A 15,026-nucleotide genomic window follows, 5' to 3' on the forward strand; every position below is an offset into this window, starting at 1 on the left:
TTAGGCCAGGGCTCGGGCTACGTCGTATCCGGCCGCCCTTGCAAGCGTGCCCCGCGCCCTGTCGTAACGCCGAGTGGTTCGGGGGTCGGCGTGCCCCATGCTGTCTTGCAGGTCATGAAGAGCGGTGCCCGCGTCTAGCGCCAGTGTGGCGAACGTGTGCCGCAGGCTGTGAGGGCTGATCTGCCCCTCCACTCCCGCCGTCTTGGCCAGCCGTTGAACGGTACGGAAAGCCTCAGAAGCCGCCCACCGATGTCCCGTAGCCGTCGTAAAAAGCGGCAAACCCATGCCCGCTGTACCTGCCACCAGCTCACGCCCGGTGGTTTCTTGATAGGCATTCAACGCTTCCACCGCCGGGGCTGGGACGGCGACCCTGCCATCCTTTCCACCCTTGCGCCGGATGCTCAACGTCCGGTGGCCGGTGTCGTGGCCATAGTCCGCCGTGTTCGCGTTCAACGCCTCACTGAGCCGGACACCGGTAAAGAGCAGAAGTGAAACCAAGGCGTGAGAGCGCGGGCCGTCTGCCAGCGCGGCGGCCAGCAAGGCCCGCGCCTGATCTTTGGTCAGCCCCTCGGTGCTGGAATGGTCCGCGTCCACCTTCGGGCGCTTGACCAGCTCAACAGGATTACCTCCCGCGATCGCGTCAGCGGAGAGCGCGTAGCGGTAGAAGCTGGAGAGTGCCGCCAGCTTGGCGGCCACCGTGGCCGGCGCACCAGCCAGCGTGTGCCTGTACCCGTCGACGATTGGACGCTTCACCGTGAGCAGGTCCATTCCCCTGGCATCCAGCCAGGAACAGAAATCGGTAATGCTCCGGCTGTAGGCCCGGAGCGTGTGCGGAGAGCTTTGTGCCAGCTTCCATGCGGCGATGATGCTGCCGTGCCGCTGCTCGTTACTCGCCGGGGCTGCGATCTTCTCAAGTTCCATAACCACATGATAACTGACATTATCGTGTGTCTATGGGAGTTGCTCGTGAAACGTAGAAGCGAAACACTTTCAGGCCTGACTGGAGGGGAGCGTTCCACCACACGACGAAGTGTCTACGAACCCTTGGGGTCTGAGACGTTGGATATGCTCGAAGTCATGATCACGGTCGAAGGGGCAAAGCTGCTGGCGCAGTTCATCCCCGTGCTGGTTCTGATACTTGCCGTAGAGCAGCGGATACTCGGACCCGAGCCGCAGCCGTTCCGCCTTATTGGCTGGATTTGGTATTGGGCGAAGGGGATTGGTCAGTCACTTGGAGCCGCTGGGTGTCTCATCTCGATGGCCCCCCTAATTCTGTACGTGAATGCGAACCAAAACATTGATGGCAGCTGGGCTTGGGTGATCTTCATTTCCGTACTCCTGGCAGGTCAGTCTGTGATTGGGATTGTCACCGCCCTCGTGTTCCGCGGGTACTTCGGACACGCGCAGATCGAGCGCGGGGAGGAGAGGATGCGCCTTCAGCGTGAGGAAGCCCACGCCGTCCGACGCATCCGCCGCGCCCGTAAGCGGGCACGGCGGAAGATTGAGGCTGCGGCGGGGAGGGGGGGGTAACCCCCAATCAGTTGCCGCCCGCCCCCGCTCGTGATAACGCCTCCCTGCGCGTACGGGTTAGAAAGTCTTCCCGGCTTCAAGTAGTCGTCCATATCAACGACCAGAGCTCTCGCATTCGTCGCTGCCGCCTTACCAAGTCTGTTGCTTTGGGCGGGCCATCTCATCTTCCGATTGCGTGGAGGAATCGCAGTCGGAAGGTGAGCCACATTCCGCAAACGGCCAACTGAAATGCGCGTGGTACCGGCCCTACGTACCCGCGCCACGTGAGTGGGTCGTCGTGGCCATTCCGTCCAGCCTCAAGGTGGCGATGGCATGTAGCACGTCAGGTTCTTGCAGACTCTCTCAGCGCCACAGTCATGCCAGGCCCAGGCACAGCTGAGTATGCCCCGTTACTATGAGGCATGACTTTGGGGATAGACAACCGCAGCGAGATCCGGCACTCACAGATCCGAGAGCTCTCTCAGCGTGTGGCGGGGCGAAAGTATGAGAATTACTTGTTCTCCATGCACCTAATCAAGTTGCGCGCCTACAAGGACAAGACAATCAGTTTTGATTTTCCTGTGACCGCGCTTGTAGGACCAAACGGAGGGGGTAAGACAACCGTCCTCGGTGCTGCGGCCCTGATCTTTAATGAGATTCGGCCACGGAGGTTCTTTGCCAAGAGCGGGAAGTATGACGCTGGCATGCTGGCATGGCGCGTCCAGTACGAGATGGCCGAGAAGGGCAAGAGTTCGGCGGTACGCACGGCAAGCTACCCGAGATCCAAATGGGACCGGAACTCCATCAGCCGCCCGATTAACTTATTTGGGGTTACCCGAACGCTTCCGGCAACTGAGAGGACCGACCTGCAGCGGTTCATAGGCGGGACTTTTAAGGGGCAGCAGGAGACTCTACTCTCCGAGGATACCGTCAAGGCAGTGGAGCGAATTCTGGGCAAGGAGGCGAACAAATACCTTCTTGTTGGTGCGTCAAGAACAAGTACCAAGAAGCTGTATGCGGCTGAGACGGAGGATGGACAGGCCTACTCTGAGTTCCACTTCGGCGCCGGCGAGGCAAGTGTTATCCGCATCGTTGCTGACATCGAGAAGAGCCCCGATCAGTCAATGATTCTAATTGAGGAGATCGAAAACGGGTTGCATCCTGTGGCAACCAAACGACTCGTCGAGTATCTGATTGGCGTTGCTCGCCGGAAGTCCTGCCAAATAATCTTCACAACTCATTCGAACGACGCACTCGCACCCCTGCCCGATCATGCCGTTTGGTCCTGCGGCAACGGGGAGCTCACACAGGGCAAGCCTGATGTCAACGCTCTCCGAACTCTTACAGGAGAGGTTAAGGACAGCTTCGCAATTTTTGTGGAGGATCGTTTTGCGGAGGCCATGACAATGGCGGCGCTGCGGAGTTACAGCCGAACTGACGGCCTGGAATTAGCAGGCCTCGCGATCCACTTCGTGGGCGGCCACGCCCAAGCCGTTAAGTTCACGCGCACGCACAACGAAAACCCTGCCATCAAGTTCAGAGCCATGGCCATCCTCGACGGAGATGTACCGCAGGAGGTGTGTCATGCCGATTCGATCGTTGCACTTCCGGGCGAAAGCGACCCCGAGCTACACGTGGCCCTTGCTGTTGCATCCAGGATGGACTCGGTAGCTGCCAAACTGGCCATTGCCATAGGCCTTCCGATCACCGAGCAGGACCGTGTTCGCGATGTCGTCAGGGAGCGACTGCGCACTAACCACGATCCACATACCCTGTTCGATCAGATCGGAGCCGACCTCGACTACACGGCGGGCCGAGCAGTCGAACACGCATTCCTGTCGCAGTGGGCGGAAGAGTTTCCGGAGGAAGTCTCCGCCATTTTTGCGCCCGTGAGAAAGTACTTGCCGGGGATCAGTACTGACGATCCAGAGCCAGTCGCTGACGCCGCCCGGATGTAGCCTCCTAAAATCTCATCATAGATCTCGGCATTACAGGTGGGGTGCGGGTGCCCCCCCCCCCCCCCACCCCCCACCCACACCCGATGCGTCCCTGCTCGTGGTAGGCGTTCACTGATTGAACGCGTTGGAAAGCCTTCAGTCCGGCCGGGGACAGGCCCTGAACGACAACGAGACGCTGGGGGGGATTTGCACTGGCGTCGCGTCGAACCGTTGTCCCTGAATCGGGCCGGGGCGCTCAGCCCCACGGCCCTGTGTACTGGCGAAGCATGCACCTATGTTTATCGTCGATTGGAAACGGCGCATGAACGAAGGATTCAACCGGTCCAGCTAACGGGCCTCATTGGCAGCGCGGACGTGACACTTCAGTCTTCGTCGCATGGGAGGGTCTGCGAACCGGTGCCGTCGTCAGCCAATCCCGGCCCGCGCCCTGCCGCAGGCGCATTCACCGCCGTTGACCACGGTGCGGGTGCACCGCGACGCGGAGACGAGGAGCGCCATGGCCCAGGCTCGTCAACTGGAAACGAGCCGACGATCTTACTGCAGGAATCACAGGGCGGCTTGGACCTTGAGAACCCGAGTTGGTGGCCGAATGACGCCTGGGCAGCACACGGGCTGCAAAGTCCGAGTGCCAGGTAATGGCCCTTGACAGTCGAGAACGTCCGAGCTTGCCTCGGGGTCTCGTTGGCGTCACGCTTGCTTGAGGTGGTGGCGGACATGAAGATGGTCCTTTCAAAGGATAGTGAGGAGGGGTTGCGCGACTCCGCGGCGTCGGGCGCCTGCGTGAACGATGCGTAGCCGTGCGGGCTCTGCCTAGCAACGACAGTTGGGGGCTCGCCGCTACGCCCCTTGGGGGCGAAAGTTCAGCGGAAACCCGTCAGCGCCCATTCGAGGGCGCTGCCCTGCGGGTGATAGCGCCACTGCTTCATACTTCCCAGCAGCGGCGACGATGGCCTCTGGGCCACCGCACAATACGATCCGCAGAAGACAGGGATCGGCCAGTAGAAGAGTCGCTTTGCTCTCTTCTTATAATGGGATTTTTAGAATGGGCTGCGCCCGTCGCCCCACGGAGCAGGCAGGGGGTTGTCATCCGCGGCCCGCACCCACCATTCGTGCTCACGGGCAGACCAGGGGTGCGGCGCAATATCAGTGATGTCGTACTCGAAGCCCGATGAACCACCGACCGTCAGGTCGTGGATGCTCGACGTATTCCAACGGCGCCTACTTCTCATGAGGCCCGCGCTCCGGGCCAACTTCCAATGTTGCGTGATCGTGGATTCGTCCCTACCGACTGTCGAGGCCAGGGTCATGCGGTCCACTGCCGTGATTCCGCGTGCGGAGGCCGTGCGGGCGGTGGCGGAAAGAGTATCAACGACCTTCGGTTTGAGCGCGGAGGCGGACAGTCGCTCCAGGTATTGCTCCAAGTTGAACGCCGGATTCGCAGCCCACAGGGCCGATGCGGCCTGGGCCCTTTGGAGATACCAGCCGGAAGCGCAAACCGCCTTCCGAGTCACGGGTCGGCAATGCCACGGTGGCGGCAACGGGCAATCATCGCGCCCAGCCCTCGTATGAGGCTGGCGTCCCTGACCACTTCTCAGCGCGCGGGACTGCACGCTGAGTCGGGATAACGGGCCCCCAGAGTGGGCCCGCCGCTGTCGGGATAGTCAGCGTGTACAGGACCGAGCTGTTCTTGCGTCGCTGCTTGAACAGGTAGCCCGCTTTTTCGGCGATTGCCGTGTGCCTTGAAACGGTGCCCGGGGTAACGCCCGCCCCCTCCGCCAGTCTTCGCAGCGCTGGCCACGCGCGCGCCGACTCACCGGTGGCAGATCCTGCGATCAGTAGACATATTGCTTTCGTTCTGGGGGGCAGGTCTGATGCAGCGACCGCGTCTTCATAGACCCGCCGACGTGACGTTGGACCCACTGCGCCAGTCACGCCGGAACCCGCTGTTGCTGAGCCCAACGACGCACGTCTTCTATGTGGTACCTGCAGTGGGCGCCGAACTTATAGAACTTAGGCCCGCTAAAGCGCCCACCCTGTGCAAGCCACTTCTCGGACACTCGGAGGTAGGAAGCCACCTGCTTGCGAGTCCAGTAAGGGCTCGGCGGAAGGTCTCCCGGGGCGGCTGTCTTAGCCGCCGCGGTGGAGGCCATGGGGATGATCAAAACGACTCCAATCGTGTAGACACAGTCGACTTGGCAAGCCGACTGTGTTCACAATACTCAAGCACAGTGCGGTTGGCAAGTTGACTGTGCTACAGTGCTCACATGACTAGAAAAATGCCGTCCCTACCCGATGACGTAGAGCTCCGCAATGCTGCTCACCCCATAAGTGAGACGTCCGGCGAAGTGGATGGTCACCCCGTCACCACCCTGCGCGTTTCGTACCGCGTCGAGTCGTTCAACGTCACGATTGGATGGACTGTCGGACATCGGCTTGGACCTTTCAAGGAGCCCGACGAACTCGACATCGACTTCGACTCGGAATGGTGGGCTGAAAACAACAGCTACGAAACGAATTCTGCTGAACGCGAGGTACTCGCCTTGCCAGGCCTGACCACCAGAATTCTCAGGAAGCTGCCTATCGCTCACGCCCAAGCCCTTATGCGGGACAACTACGAATTCTTGGAAATCGAAGAGGTGAAGAAGGATCTGAGCCCGCTCCCTTCAAGAGTTGAGAAAGACGAGGACTACGTTCACATCGCCGCTGCGTACGTCGCCCTTGGCGCCTCATCAGTAGAGCCCATCAGACGGTTGCACGAGTGGACAGGCGAGAGTCCGGACACCTGGCTTGCACGCCTGAAGCGGGCTAGAAACAGAGGAATTCTTCAAGGGACCGGCTACAAGGCCCGCATCTCGCCCTCGTTCCAAGAACAGTCAAATCAGCTCTGGACGAGAATGAGGGCAAGAAGGGAAGAGATCAGTGGCAGTTAAGAAACTTGCTGATGGAGTGAAGCGGTGGCAAGCAGACTGGACAACTGCTGATGGTGTCCGCCAGAGAAGGCGCTTCTCCACGAAGCGCGAAGCGGAGGATTTTCACCAGGCCACCGTCCGATCAATAAGGGGCGGCACGTTCATTGACCCCCGGGCCAGCAGCAAGACGACTGTCGGTCAGCTCTATGCGGAATGGATCACGAGGATTGCACTCGTCGGCGCCAACGGACGAAAGCCCGCAAGCCCGAAAACACTGGACAATTACCGCCGATGCTACGAAAACTACGTGGCACCTCGGTGGGCCCACACGCCCGTCAGCAACGTCCGCTATGACGACGTGGCAGCGTGGATCACAACTCTTAAAGGACAGGACGGGCTTCCAGCAGGCGTAACCACTCGCCGTGAGGTCGGCTTGTACTTCGGCAGGCTCATGGGTCACGCCGTCAAGAAACGCCTACTCCCCAGCAATCCGGCCAAAGATCCACTTGGACAAACAGACTACATACCTGCCAAAGAGAAGCAGCGGGAGCACGTCTACCTGACCATGCCCCAACTCACCGCCCTGGCTCGCGAATGTGAGGGCTTCGAGCTGTTCGTAATGTTGGCGGGAACAGGCGGCCTTCGCTGGGGAGAGATAACAGCACTGTCCTTCGACGACTTTGAATTCGGGGAGACGCCTTCCGTGGCAATTCGTCAGGCCTTCTCAGAGGTTGGCGGAAAACTTGTGCTTGGGCCTACTAAGGGAGGGGAAAGCCGCGTCGTGCCACTCCCCCGTCTCATTGCCCGTCGATGCGAGCAAATGGCCGGCACCAGCGTCGGACGTGAACGAGCCTTCACAGGCGGGCGCGGCTCTGTCCTGCGTAACAACTCTTGGACAAAGCGCCACTATGCCCCCGCTATCGCCAGGGCCATGACAGCCGATCCTTCATTCCCACGCCCTACGTTTCACGACTTGCGCCACACTGCCGTTAGCCTTGCGATCAGCCACGGGGCCAACGTGAAAGTCGTTCAGCGCATCGCGGGACACGCGAGTGCAACGATGACACTCGACACTTATGCTGGGCTCTTCGATCACGATCTTCATGACAGCGCCGAGCGTCTGAATGGTGCGCTCGTGAACCTCAAATGGAACTAGCTCGTCACTTTTTCGTCACCTTAGGGCGGTGCATCCCCAGTTTTATAAGGCAAAGCAGTATCCCTCGTAATGAGAAGGTCATCAGTTCGATTCTGATAGGAAGCTCGGACAGCACGAACCAAAGAACCCCCGGAAATCATGGATTTTCGGGGGTTCTTTGCGTACCTACCAGACGGGCTGCGGGAACCGTGGGGTGCGGTACGGGGGCACTTCGACACGGACACGCCGCGCACCAGACCGACCGGGACCGTATCCGTGGGGACAAGCACCCTGGCCGCTCACCGAGCCCTCGCTGCCCTTGTCATTCAGGTGCCCGTCCGCGACCCTTGGAAAATGGACCGGCGTGAGCGCGAACCCGACCATCCAGGGCCGGCTCCCCACGCGCTTCCGGCGGCACCGGCCCAACCGAACGCGGCGGCAGCTGACAGAACTTCGGCCGGGTTACCAGCCGACGGCCGCCAGCCGTGGGGCACGGTGGTGGGTTTCGGGCTGGTCAGCCTGGCCACCGACGTCGTGTCCGACGGGGCCCGTCCGCTCGCCGGACCGCTGCTGGCGCAGCTTGGCGCCTCCGCCCTGCTCGTTGGGCTCGTCACCGGCGGGGCCGAAGCCGCTGCGCAGGGCCTGCGCCTTGTTTTCGGGCCGTGGGCGGACCGCACCCGCAAATACTGGAGGTTTACCCTTGCGGGTTACGCCCTGACGGCGTTCTGCGTACCCCTGCTGGCGTTGGCCCCGGCCGTGGGTGCCGCGGGGCTGGTCCTGGCTTCGGCGCTGATCATCGGCGACCGGGTAGGCAAGGCCGTCCGCAGTCCGGCAAAAACAGTGCTGCTCGCCGCCGCGGCCAAGCGCGTGGGCCGCGGCCGGGGATTCGCCGTGCACAAGTCGCTGGACCTCACCGGGGCTCTCCTCGGCCCGATCCTTGTGGCCGGCGTGCTGGCGGTCACCGGTGTCCTCCCGGCCGCGTTTGCGGTCCTGGCCGCGCCGGCAGCGGTGGCACTCGCCCTGCTGCTCTGGTTGCGCCGACGGGTGGCCGAGCCCGGCGCGGAGACCAACTCGGAGTCCGTGGCTGCCGCCGCGGGCCCGGAAACCGATCCCGGGCCGGGCGCTCCCCCGGGCGGTGAAGTGCAGAACGCCGACGGCGCACCGGGCGCGGCCGGCATTCCGGCGCTGCCAGCCACGGCCGGGAAGCCGCCGTCGTTGTTCTCCGGGGTTTTCTTGCTGTTCGCCGTCTGTGCCTTCTTCTGGAGCGCGGGCCTCGTGGCGTTCGGCGTCATCTCCTACCATCTGACCGCGGCCGTAGCGGTTCCTGCCCCCGTGGTGCCGCTGCTCTACGCTGCGGCCATGGGCACAGCGGCGCTCGGCGCGCTGGGCAGCGGCTTCCTCTACGACCGGGTGGGCCCGGCGGTGCTATTAGCGCTGCCGGTGCTGATTGCCGCCGTTCCCGCGCTGGCCTTCTCCCCCGGTGTGGCCATGGTAGGGGCAGGCGTGGCCATCTGGGGCGCCGCCACCGGCATCCAGGACTCCACGGTCAAGGCGCTCGTCGCGGACCTGGTGCCGGAGCCGCGCCAGGGGTCGGCCTACGGGGTCTTCGCTGCCTTCGAAGGAGCGGGGGCCCTGGCCGGCGGTGCGCTCTACGGAGCCCTCTACGGCGCGTTCCCGGCGCTGATCGCCGCGGTGGCCGCGCTGCAGGCGGCCGCCCTGGTGCTCTTACTCCTGACGGTACGAAGGGCGCGCCGGACCTAGGGTCCGGCGCGCCCTTCATGGCGACGCCAGCGCGCTGGCAGCGCAATTTCAGTGCAATCTCAGTGCAATGTCAGCGCGCCCACACGGATGCGGCGCCGGAGTGACCGGTGATGATGCTCTGGTAGACAAAGAAGGCGCCGGCCAGGGCTCCGACAACCAGCAGGCCTGTCCGCAAAACCCGGTTCGTGCGAAGGCCGCCGAGGAACGCGAACCGCCGCCCGATCGGTTCAAAGCTGACGATGATCATCGCGGCAACGATCACGAAGAAGATGACCGAGACGACCTTCAGCACGTCACCCTGCTCCGCATGTTCCCGGACCAGTTGCGTAGCCGGTCGGGCCTTCTCCAGCTGCTCCCCCGCCTGCGCGGTGACGAGCGCGACCGGGACCAGTCCCAGCGAAAGGACCCCCAACGGCCAAGCCAGGTACCTGCGCCAGCGCGGGGCAGCCGCGTAGATGATGGCGGCGAGGCCGGCGATTGGGCCAAGCACCACGACGGCGTGGACCAGAAGGATGTGGGCCGGGAGCCCGGCTATTTCAATCACGTGGAATCTCCTACGGTGGACGTGGGCTGCGCACTCCCGGCGTGGGGGGCCGGAGCTTCTATGATTCTTGCATGGCACAACGTGGGCTCGCGGACATCGCGGCGCAGCTCTACGCCATGCCGTTCGACGGCTTTGTCGCAGCACGCAATGCCGCGGCCAAGGAGTTGCTCGCAGCAGCGGAGTCCACCCCGGAGCTGCGCTCCCGCGTAGCGGCGGTCCGTTCCCTGCCCAAGCCCTCGGTGAGCGCCTGGGCCGTCAACATGCTCGCCTGGCACAGGCCCGAGGCACTGAGTGACCTGGCCGAGCTGGGACTAGCAATGCGCCGGGCGCAGGCCGCCCTCGACGCGGCGACGCTCCGCAGCCTCTCCCGGGAACGTCGGACCATGCTGGCCGGTGCCGTTGACGCAGCCCGGGCCGAGGCGGAGCGGCAGGGGCGGAAGATCAGCGGCACCGTCGCGGCGGAAGTGGAACAGACCCTGCGAGCGGCCACCGCCGACGAAGGCGCCGCTACCGCCGTCCGGAGCGGGCGGCTGCTGCGGGCGCTCTCAGCGGACGGCGTCGACGTCGTGGACCTCGACGGCGCCGTCGCCGTTCCGGAAGCACCGGGGCCAACGCTGCGGAAGGGTTCGCCTCCGACGGCGGCTCCGGCAGGAGCAGCCGCTGCTCCCGGGCCGGGCCAACCGCGCCTGCGGGCCGTCAGGCAGGACCGGCCCGCCCCCAGCCCGTCAGCGAGGGACCGTGCCGAGGCCGCGCTGCGGGAAGCCTCGGACGCCGCCTCTTCCAGCGCCGCCGAGGCGGAACGCAAGGCCAACGAGCTGCTGGACACCCAGCGCGCCGCGGCCACGCTGACCGAGGAGGCGGCCCGGCTCAAGGAGGAACTGGCGCGGGCCGACGCCGAGCTGCGGCAGGCCCGCAAGCGCCTCGAACTGGCCGCCGCCGCATCGCAGCAGGCAGCCCGCACCGCGGAGAAAGACCGCCGCCGGGAGGACCTGGCCCGGGAACGGGTGCTGCGGCTCGGCGACACGCCGGGCCGCTGAGCACTTACTGTCAGAGGCCGGTTGCAGACTTAATTCATGGAACAGCATCAGGATTTCGCAGCCGCAGCTTCGTCGTCAAACCAGTCGTCAAACCAGTCTTCAAACCAGTCTTCAAACCAGCCCGCGGCAGATCATTGGGCAGTCACCTACCTGGACACCGACTGTGGCCGGGTCCGCACCGAAACTTTCGACGACGCCCTGGCGGCCGAGCGCTTCGCCTGCCGGCGGGTCCAGGACGAACACGGCTGGGCAATCGTCGACGCCGTGCGGCCACGCCAGAGCCGGGCCGCCGCCTAGCCGCCCTTGCCGCTGCCGCCCCCGTGGGAGGGGGCCGGGTTCGCCGGGCCGTCCGAAAGTTCGCCCACAGGGCCCTTTTGGCGGACGGCGGGAGGGAGTACCTTTCGAGGTGGAGGCCCCTTCTTTTGCGGTGTCGGCAACCGCGGAGAGCTCGGCCTTGGTACCCGAAAAGAGGCCAGCATGCACTCACGGATGCGCGGGGCGTCGATTCTGGCGGCCTCCATTGCCTTGGCAGCGGCCGGATGCAGCACCACCAGCGGACTGTCCCAGAGCGGCCCGCAGTCCGCTGACGATGCAACTGTCCTGACCCTGGCTACCGCTGGCGGCCCCGACGGACGGGCCGCAGCGCAGGTCCGGCAATTCGCCAGCCAAGTGAAAGAACTCTCGGGCGGCACGCTCCGGATTGAGCTCGTGCTGAAAGCGGCTGCCGACGAAGCCGGTGCTTGGGACCAGGCGGTGGCCCAGTCCACCGAGGGCGGCGATTTCGACATGGCGCTGGTCCCGGCCCGGACCTGGGAGGCGGAGGGCATCAGATCCTTTATGGCACTCTCGGCGCCGTTCCTCCGGGCCTCGGACCAGGTGGTGGCCAAGGTCGTCTCGCCCGAAAATGCCGGCGGCATGATGGCCGGGCTGCGGCCTGTCGGACTCACCGGACTGGCCCTGCTGCCGGATGGCCCGCGGATGCTCTTCTCCTTCGGCAGACCCATCATGGCACCGGCCGAACTCGCCGGAAAGGTTGTCCGGGCCCCCGGCTCAAGCACAGGAAATGCAACCCTGAAAGCATTGGGGGCCAGCCCGCAGGCACTGGCCGGCGAACTGTTCACCGACGCCCTGGCCAAAGGCACGGTTAAGGCTGCCGAGTCTTCCTTCACGCGGGCCGCAACCTTCCCGCGGCCAAGCACCGTGGCGGGAAATTTGCCCGTATACGTGAAGGTCAACTCGCTGGTCATCAACACCAAGGCCTACGCGCACCTCGCCGCGGACGACCGCCGCGTCCTGCTGGAGGCCGCCGCCAGGACCCAGGAATCGGTCACCGAAGCCAAGGCCCGTACCGCTGACGAAGCGGCCGCCTTCTGTCGACGCGGCGGCACAATCGTCGCCGCCACGGACCAACAAATCGCAGCCTTTGAAGCCGCGGCGGCACCGGTCTACGCGCAACTCGAGCGGGATGCCGCTACGAAGGCGCTGATCGCAAAAATCCGGTCGCTCACCGACGCTCCTGACGGAGCCTTCGACGTCGCACCCTGCGGCCCGGGCGCGTGACGGCCCACAGAAAGAGCGGTCCAGGCCCGGTAGGCCCTGAACCGCTCGTTTCTTATCGTTTGTTACCGCTTGCAGGGAACCCCTGCCATGGCGCTAGCGCCTAGGCGAAGTCGGAAACCGCCGGGTCCGGGCCGATACGCCCGGCGCCCTCAGCGGAGCGGTCCAGGCCGTTGATGGCCTCCACGTCCGTCGCGTCGAGGGTGACGTCCAGGGCCGCATAGTTCTCGCGGATCCGCGACTCGGTTACCGACTTGGGGATCACCACGTTGCCGATCGCGAGGTGCCAGGCAATGACCACCTGTGCCGGCGTGGCGTTGTGCTTGGCCGCGATCTGGGCGATGACCGGGCTTTCCAGCAGCTCCCCGCCCTGGCCCAGCGGCGACCACGCCTGGGTGAGGATGCCCTTGGAGGCGTTGAATTCGCGCAGCTCCGCCTGGTTGAAGAACGGGTGCAGCTCAACCTGGTTGATGGCGGGGACGACGCCGGTCTCGTCGATCAGGCGCTGCAGTCCCTCCTTGGTGAAGTTGGAGACACCGATCGTCTTCACGCGGCCGCGCTTCTGCAGCTCGATGAGCGCCTTCCAGGTGTCGACGTACTTGTCCTGCTTCGGCTGCATCCAGTGGATGAGGTAGAGGTCCAGGGTCGCAAGCCCCAGGCGCTCCATGGATTCCTCGAACGCCTGAAGCGTGGATTCGTATCCCTGGTCCGCGTTCCAGAGCTTGGTGGTGATGAAGATTTCCTCGGGCTTGAGGCCCGAACGCTCGATCGCGCGGCCCACCCCTGCTTCATTTCCGTAGATCTTGGCGGTGTCGATGTGCCGGAAGCCGGCCTCGAACGCCTGGACGACAACCTTCTCGGCTACGTCGTCCTCAACCTGCCACACACCGTAGCCAAGCTGCGGGATGGTGTTGCCGTCATTGAATGTCAGTTCGGGTGAAGAAGTCATTCATCCATCCTGCCAATCGGCGGCCCCCCAGGCCAGCGTTTTTCCACCGCTAAGCTAGGCGCTTAACCCGGAATATCCGGCAGCCCCGTCAATCGCCCGGCCTACTCCTCCGGCGGGCGCAGCATCAGTCCCCTGCTGTTGCCTCCGCGAGCCGCCGTTCGGCGTCGTCGATGTGTTCCGCGACGGTCTCGGCGCGGCGGCGCACCGACGCCGCGCCGACCGGGACCGGCCCGACGGCGAGGCGCAGCATCGCCGCTGCTTCCGCTGTCATGGCCAGCGCGTTGCCCGCCGTGGACAGGGCCCGATGCACCCCGCTCAGGGCTCCGGGGATGTCCAGGCCGTCGCTGGGAGAGCGGCGCTGCGCCTCCATGCAGATCTGCCGCACCCGCACGGCCAAGGCGGACAGCTCGTTGGCGATCTCGACCAGTTCCGCGTAGAGGGCCTCATCCTCGACCCCTTCGAGGACTTGGTGATACCGGTCCAGGCCCCGGACGAAACGGTCGTGGGCGCGCCGCCATAAGCCCTTGCCGAGTTCGGCGTCGTCCTTGCGTCCTTGCCGCGCCGCGCTAAAGAATCCCAAAGCGGCCCTAGAGGTACTGGCCGGGACCGTGGTCCGGGTCGGCGGGACGGGCGGGCTGGGTGGGGTCTTCGCCGGGCTGCCGCTCGGCGGCCCGCTGGGGTTCGCCGTTTTCACCGATGACGACGCCGGGGGCAATCATGGTTCCGGGCGGCAGCTGGCGGAGCTGAAGCTGCGCGGCCGCGTGCTCCCGGGCGGCATGCTGGGCCGCGATCGCGGTCTGGATGCCGTGAAAGAGCCCCTCGAGCCAGCCGACCAGCTGGGCCTGCGCGATGCGCAGTTCCGCATCGGAGGGGGTGCCGTCCTCGGGGAACGGCAGGTGGATCCGCTCGAGCTCCTGCACGAGCTCGGGCGCGAGGCCGTCCTCCAGTTCCTTGATCGAGCGCTCGTGGATCTCCGCCAGGCGGATCCGCGCCGCGTCGTCCAGCGGGGCGGACTTCACCTCGTCCAGCAGTTGCTTCAGCATGGTGCCGATCCGCATGACCTTGGCGGGCTCGTCCACCAGGTCCTGCAGGTGGCTGGCCCGGCCGCGCTCGGCCGGGCCGCGGGAATCGGAGGGGCGCGGCGCCGATTCCGTAGTGGCCGTGTCGGAGCCGGGGGCGTCGGGCGTCGCGGAGGTGGCGATGCCCTCCAGCGGTGCGTCCCCGCCGGGCTGAGTGTCGTTCGGATCGCTCATGGCTTCATACTCTCACGCTGCAGCGGGACGCAGAGGGTGGATGTCGCCCAGGTGGCACCGGGGGCCCGCTCTCCCGCGGCGGGCTCCGCCAGTGAGGCCCCCGCGGCGGGCTCGCCAGAAAGCCCCGGCGGCGGGTCCGCCGTCGTACGCGCAAATGGCAGGGGCGCCGTCGGGAACTGGTGTTCCCAACGGCGCCCCCTGCACCGCGGCAGCCATGTCAGCAGCAGCGGCCTTGCGGATTGCTGTCCTGGCGGTCGGTGTGGTCCCGCCAGAAGTCCCGCTCACACATCGGCGGACCATCGTGGCCCGAGGCCTGATGGTGCTCCAGGTACTTCTTGTAGGCATCGGCTCCAAGGACACCGCTGAAGTACTCGGCAAATCCCCGGAATCCCGCTAGGAGTGCGTTCATGGCAG

General features: G+C 64.9%; 15 protein-coding genes. 8 read left to right on the forward strand and 7 right to left on the reverse strand.

What is annotated here, in order from left to right:
* A complete protein-coding gene (locus AC1DK9_RS10250; protein WP_476915854.1) occupies positions 1-921 on the reverse strand; it encodes a tyrosine-type recombinase/integrase in 921 nt (306 codons plus the stop codon).
* 6 nt (positions 922-927) lie between these two features.
* Between AC1DK9_RS10250 and AC1DK9_RS10255 the strand changes: the two genes are divergently transcribed.
* Positions 928-1,530, forward strand: a complete 603-nt coding sequence (locus tag AC1DK9_RS10255; protein ID WP_476915855.1) for a hypothetical protein — start codon at positions 928-930, stop codon at positions 1,528-1,530.
* Positions 1,531-1,931: 401 nt separating this feature from the next.
* Positions 1,932-3,467, forward strand: a complete 1,536-nt coding sequence (locus tag AC1DK9_RS10260; RefSeq protein ID WP_476915856.1) for an ATP-dependent nuclease — start codon at positions 1,932-1,934, stop codon at positions 3,465-3,467.
* A 1,545-nt stretch (positions 3,468-5,012) separates the two neighbouring features.
* Here the strand turns inward: AC1DK9_RS10260 and AC1DK9_RS10265 are convergent.
* Positions 5,013-5,399 carry a helix-turn-helix domain-containing protein gene (locus AC1DK9_RS10265; RefSeq protein WP_476915857.1) on the reverse strand — a complete coding sequence of 129 codons (387 nt, stop codon included), beginning with the start codon at positions 5,397-5,399 and terminating at the stop codon, positions 5,013-5,015.
* A gap of 332 nt (positions 5,400-5,731) precedes the next feature.
* On the opposite strand from AC1DK9_RS10265, the gene AC1DK9_RS10270 reads away from it, so the two are divergent.
* The 3 genes from AC1DK9_RS10270 (at position 5,732) to AC1DK9_RS10280 (ending at position 9,272) form a co-directional block, all read left to right on the forward strand.
* Complete coding sequence (locus tag AC1DK9_RS10270) at positions 5,732-6,397, forward strand: hypothetical protein (RefSeq protein WP_476915858.1); 666 nt, start codon at positions 5,732-5,734, stop codon at positions 6,395-6,397.
* A complete protein-coding gene (locus tag AC1DK9_RS10275) occupies positions 6,387-7,532 on the forward strand; it encodes a tyrosine-type recombinase/integrase (protein WP_476915859.1) in 1,146 nt (381 codons plus the stop codon). Before AC1DK9_RS10270 ends, AC1DK9_RS10275 begins: the two co-directional genes overlap by 11 nt.
* A gap of 477 nt (positions 7,533-8,009) precedes the next feature.
* A complete protein-coding gene (locus AC1DK9_RS10280; protein WP_476915860.1) occupies positions 8,010-9,272 on the forward strand; it encodes an MFS transporter in 1,263 nt (420 codons plus the stop codon).
* Positions 9,273-9,342: 70 nt separating this feature from the next.
* Here the strand turns inward: AC1DK9_RS10280 and AC1DK9_RS10285 are convergent, their stop codons facing one another.
* Positions 9,343-9,816: a DUF2231 domain-containing protein gene (locus tag AC1DK9_RS10285; RefSeq protein WP_476860986.1), complete on the reverse strand. Its 474-nt coding sequence runs from the start codon at positions 9,814-9,816 to the stop codon at positions 9,343-9,345.
* 71 nt (positions 9,817-9,887) lie between these two features.
* On the opposite strand from AC1DK9_RS10285, the gene AC1DK9_RS10290 reads away from it, so the two are divergent.
* From AC1DK9_RS10290 to AC1DK9_RS10300, 3 genes are all read left to right on the forward strand, one after another.
* Entirely contained in the window at positions 9,888-10,853 is a 966-nt protein-coding gene (locus AC1DK9_RS10290) for a hypothetical protein (RefSeq protein ID WP_476915861.1), read from the forward strand.
* A gap of 36 nt (positions 10,854-10,889) precedes the next feature.
* The gene (locus AC1DK9_RS10295; protein ID WP_476915862.1) at positions 10,890-11,150 is read left to right on the forward strand and encodes a hypothetical protein; all 261 of its coding nucleotides are present in this window, start codon (positions 10,890-10,892) and stop codon (positions 11,148-11,150) included.
* Positions 11,151-11,330: 180 nt separating this feature from the next.
* Entirely contained in the window at positions 11,331-12,413 is a 1,083-nt protein-coding gene (locus tag AC1DK9_RS10300; RefSeq protein WP_476860989.1) for a TRAP transporter substrate-binding protein, read from the forward strand.
* Between the two features lie 100 nt (positions 12,414-12,513).
* On the opposite strand, the gene AC1DK9_RS10305 is transcribed toward AC1DK9_RS10300, so the two are convergent.
* From AC1DK9_RS10305 to AC1DK9_RS10320, 4 genes are all read right to left on the reverse strand, one after another.
* Positions 12,514-13,359, reverse strand: a complete 846-nt coding sequence (locus AC1DK9_RS10305) for an aldo/keto reductase (protein WP_476915863.1) — start codon at positions 13,357-13,359, stop codon at positions 12,514-12,516.
* Between the two features lie 124 nt (positions 13,360-13,483).
* Positions 13,484-13,939 (reverse strand): hypothetical protein, encoded by a 456-nt coding sequence (locus AC1DK9_RS10310; RefSeq protein ID WP_476915864.1) that lies wholly within the window; start codon positions 13,937-13,939, stop codon positions 13,484-13,486.
* Positions 13,940-13,946: 7 nt separating this feature from the next.
* Complete coding sequence (locus AC1DK9_RS10315) at positions 13,947-14,612, reverse strand: bacterial proteasome activator family protein (RefSeq protein ID WP_476860992.1); 666 nt, start codon at positions 14,610-14,612, stop codon at positions 13,947-13,949.
* A gap of 217 nt (positions 14,613-14,829) precedes the next feature.
* Positions 14,830-15,021, reverse strand: a complete 192-nt coding sequence (locus tag AC1DK9_RS10320; protein WP_476860993.1) for a YbdD/YjiX family protein — start codon at positions 15,019-15,021, stop codon at positions 14,830-14,832.
* Positions 15,022-15,026: the final 5 nt, after the last annotated feature.

The organism is Arthrobacter sp. 01T414, assembly GCF_056398965.1.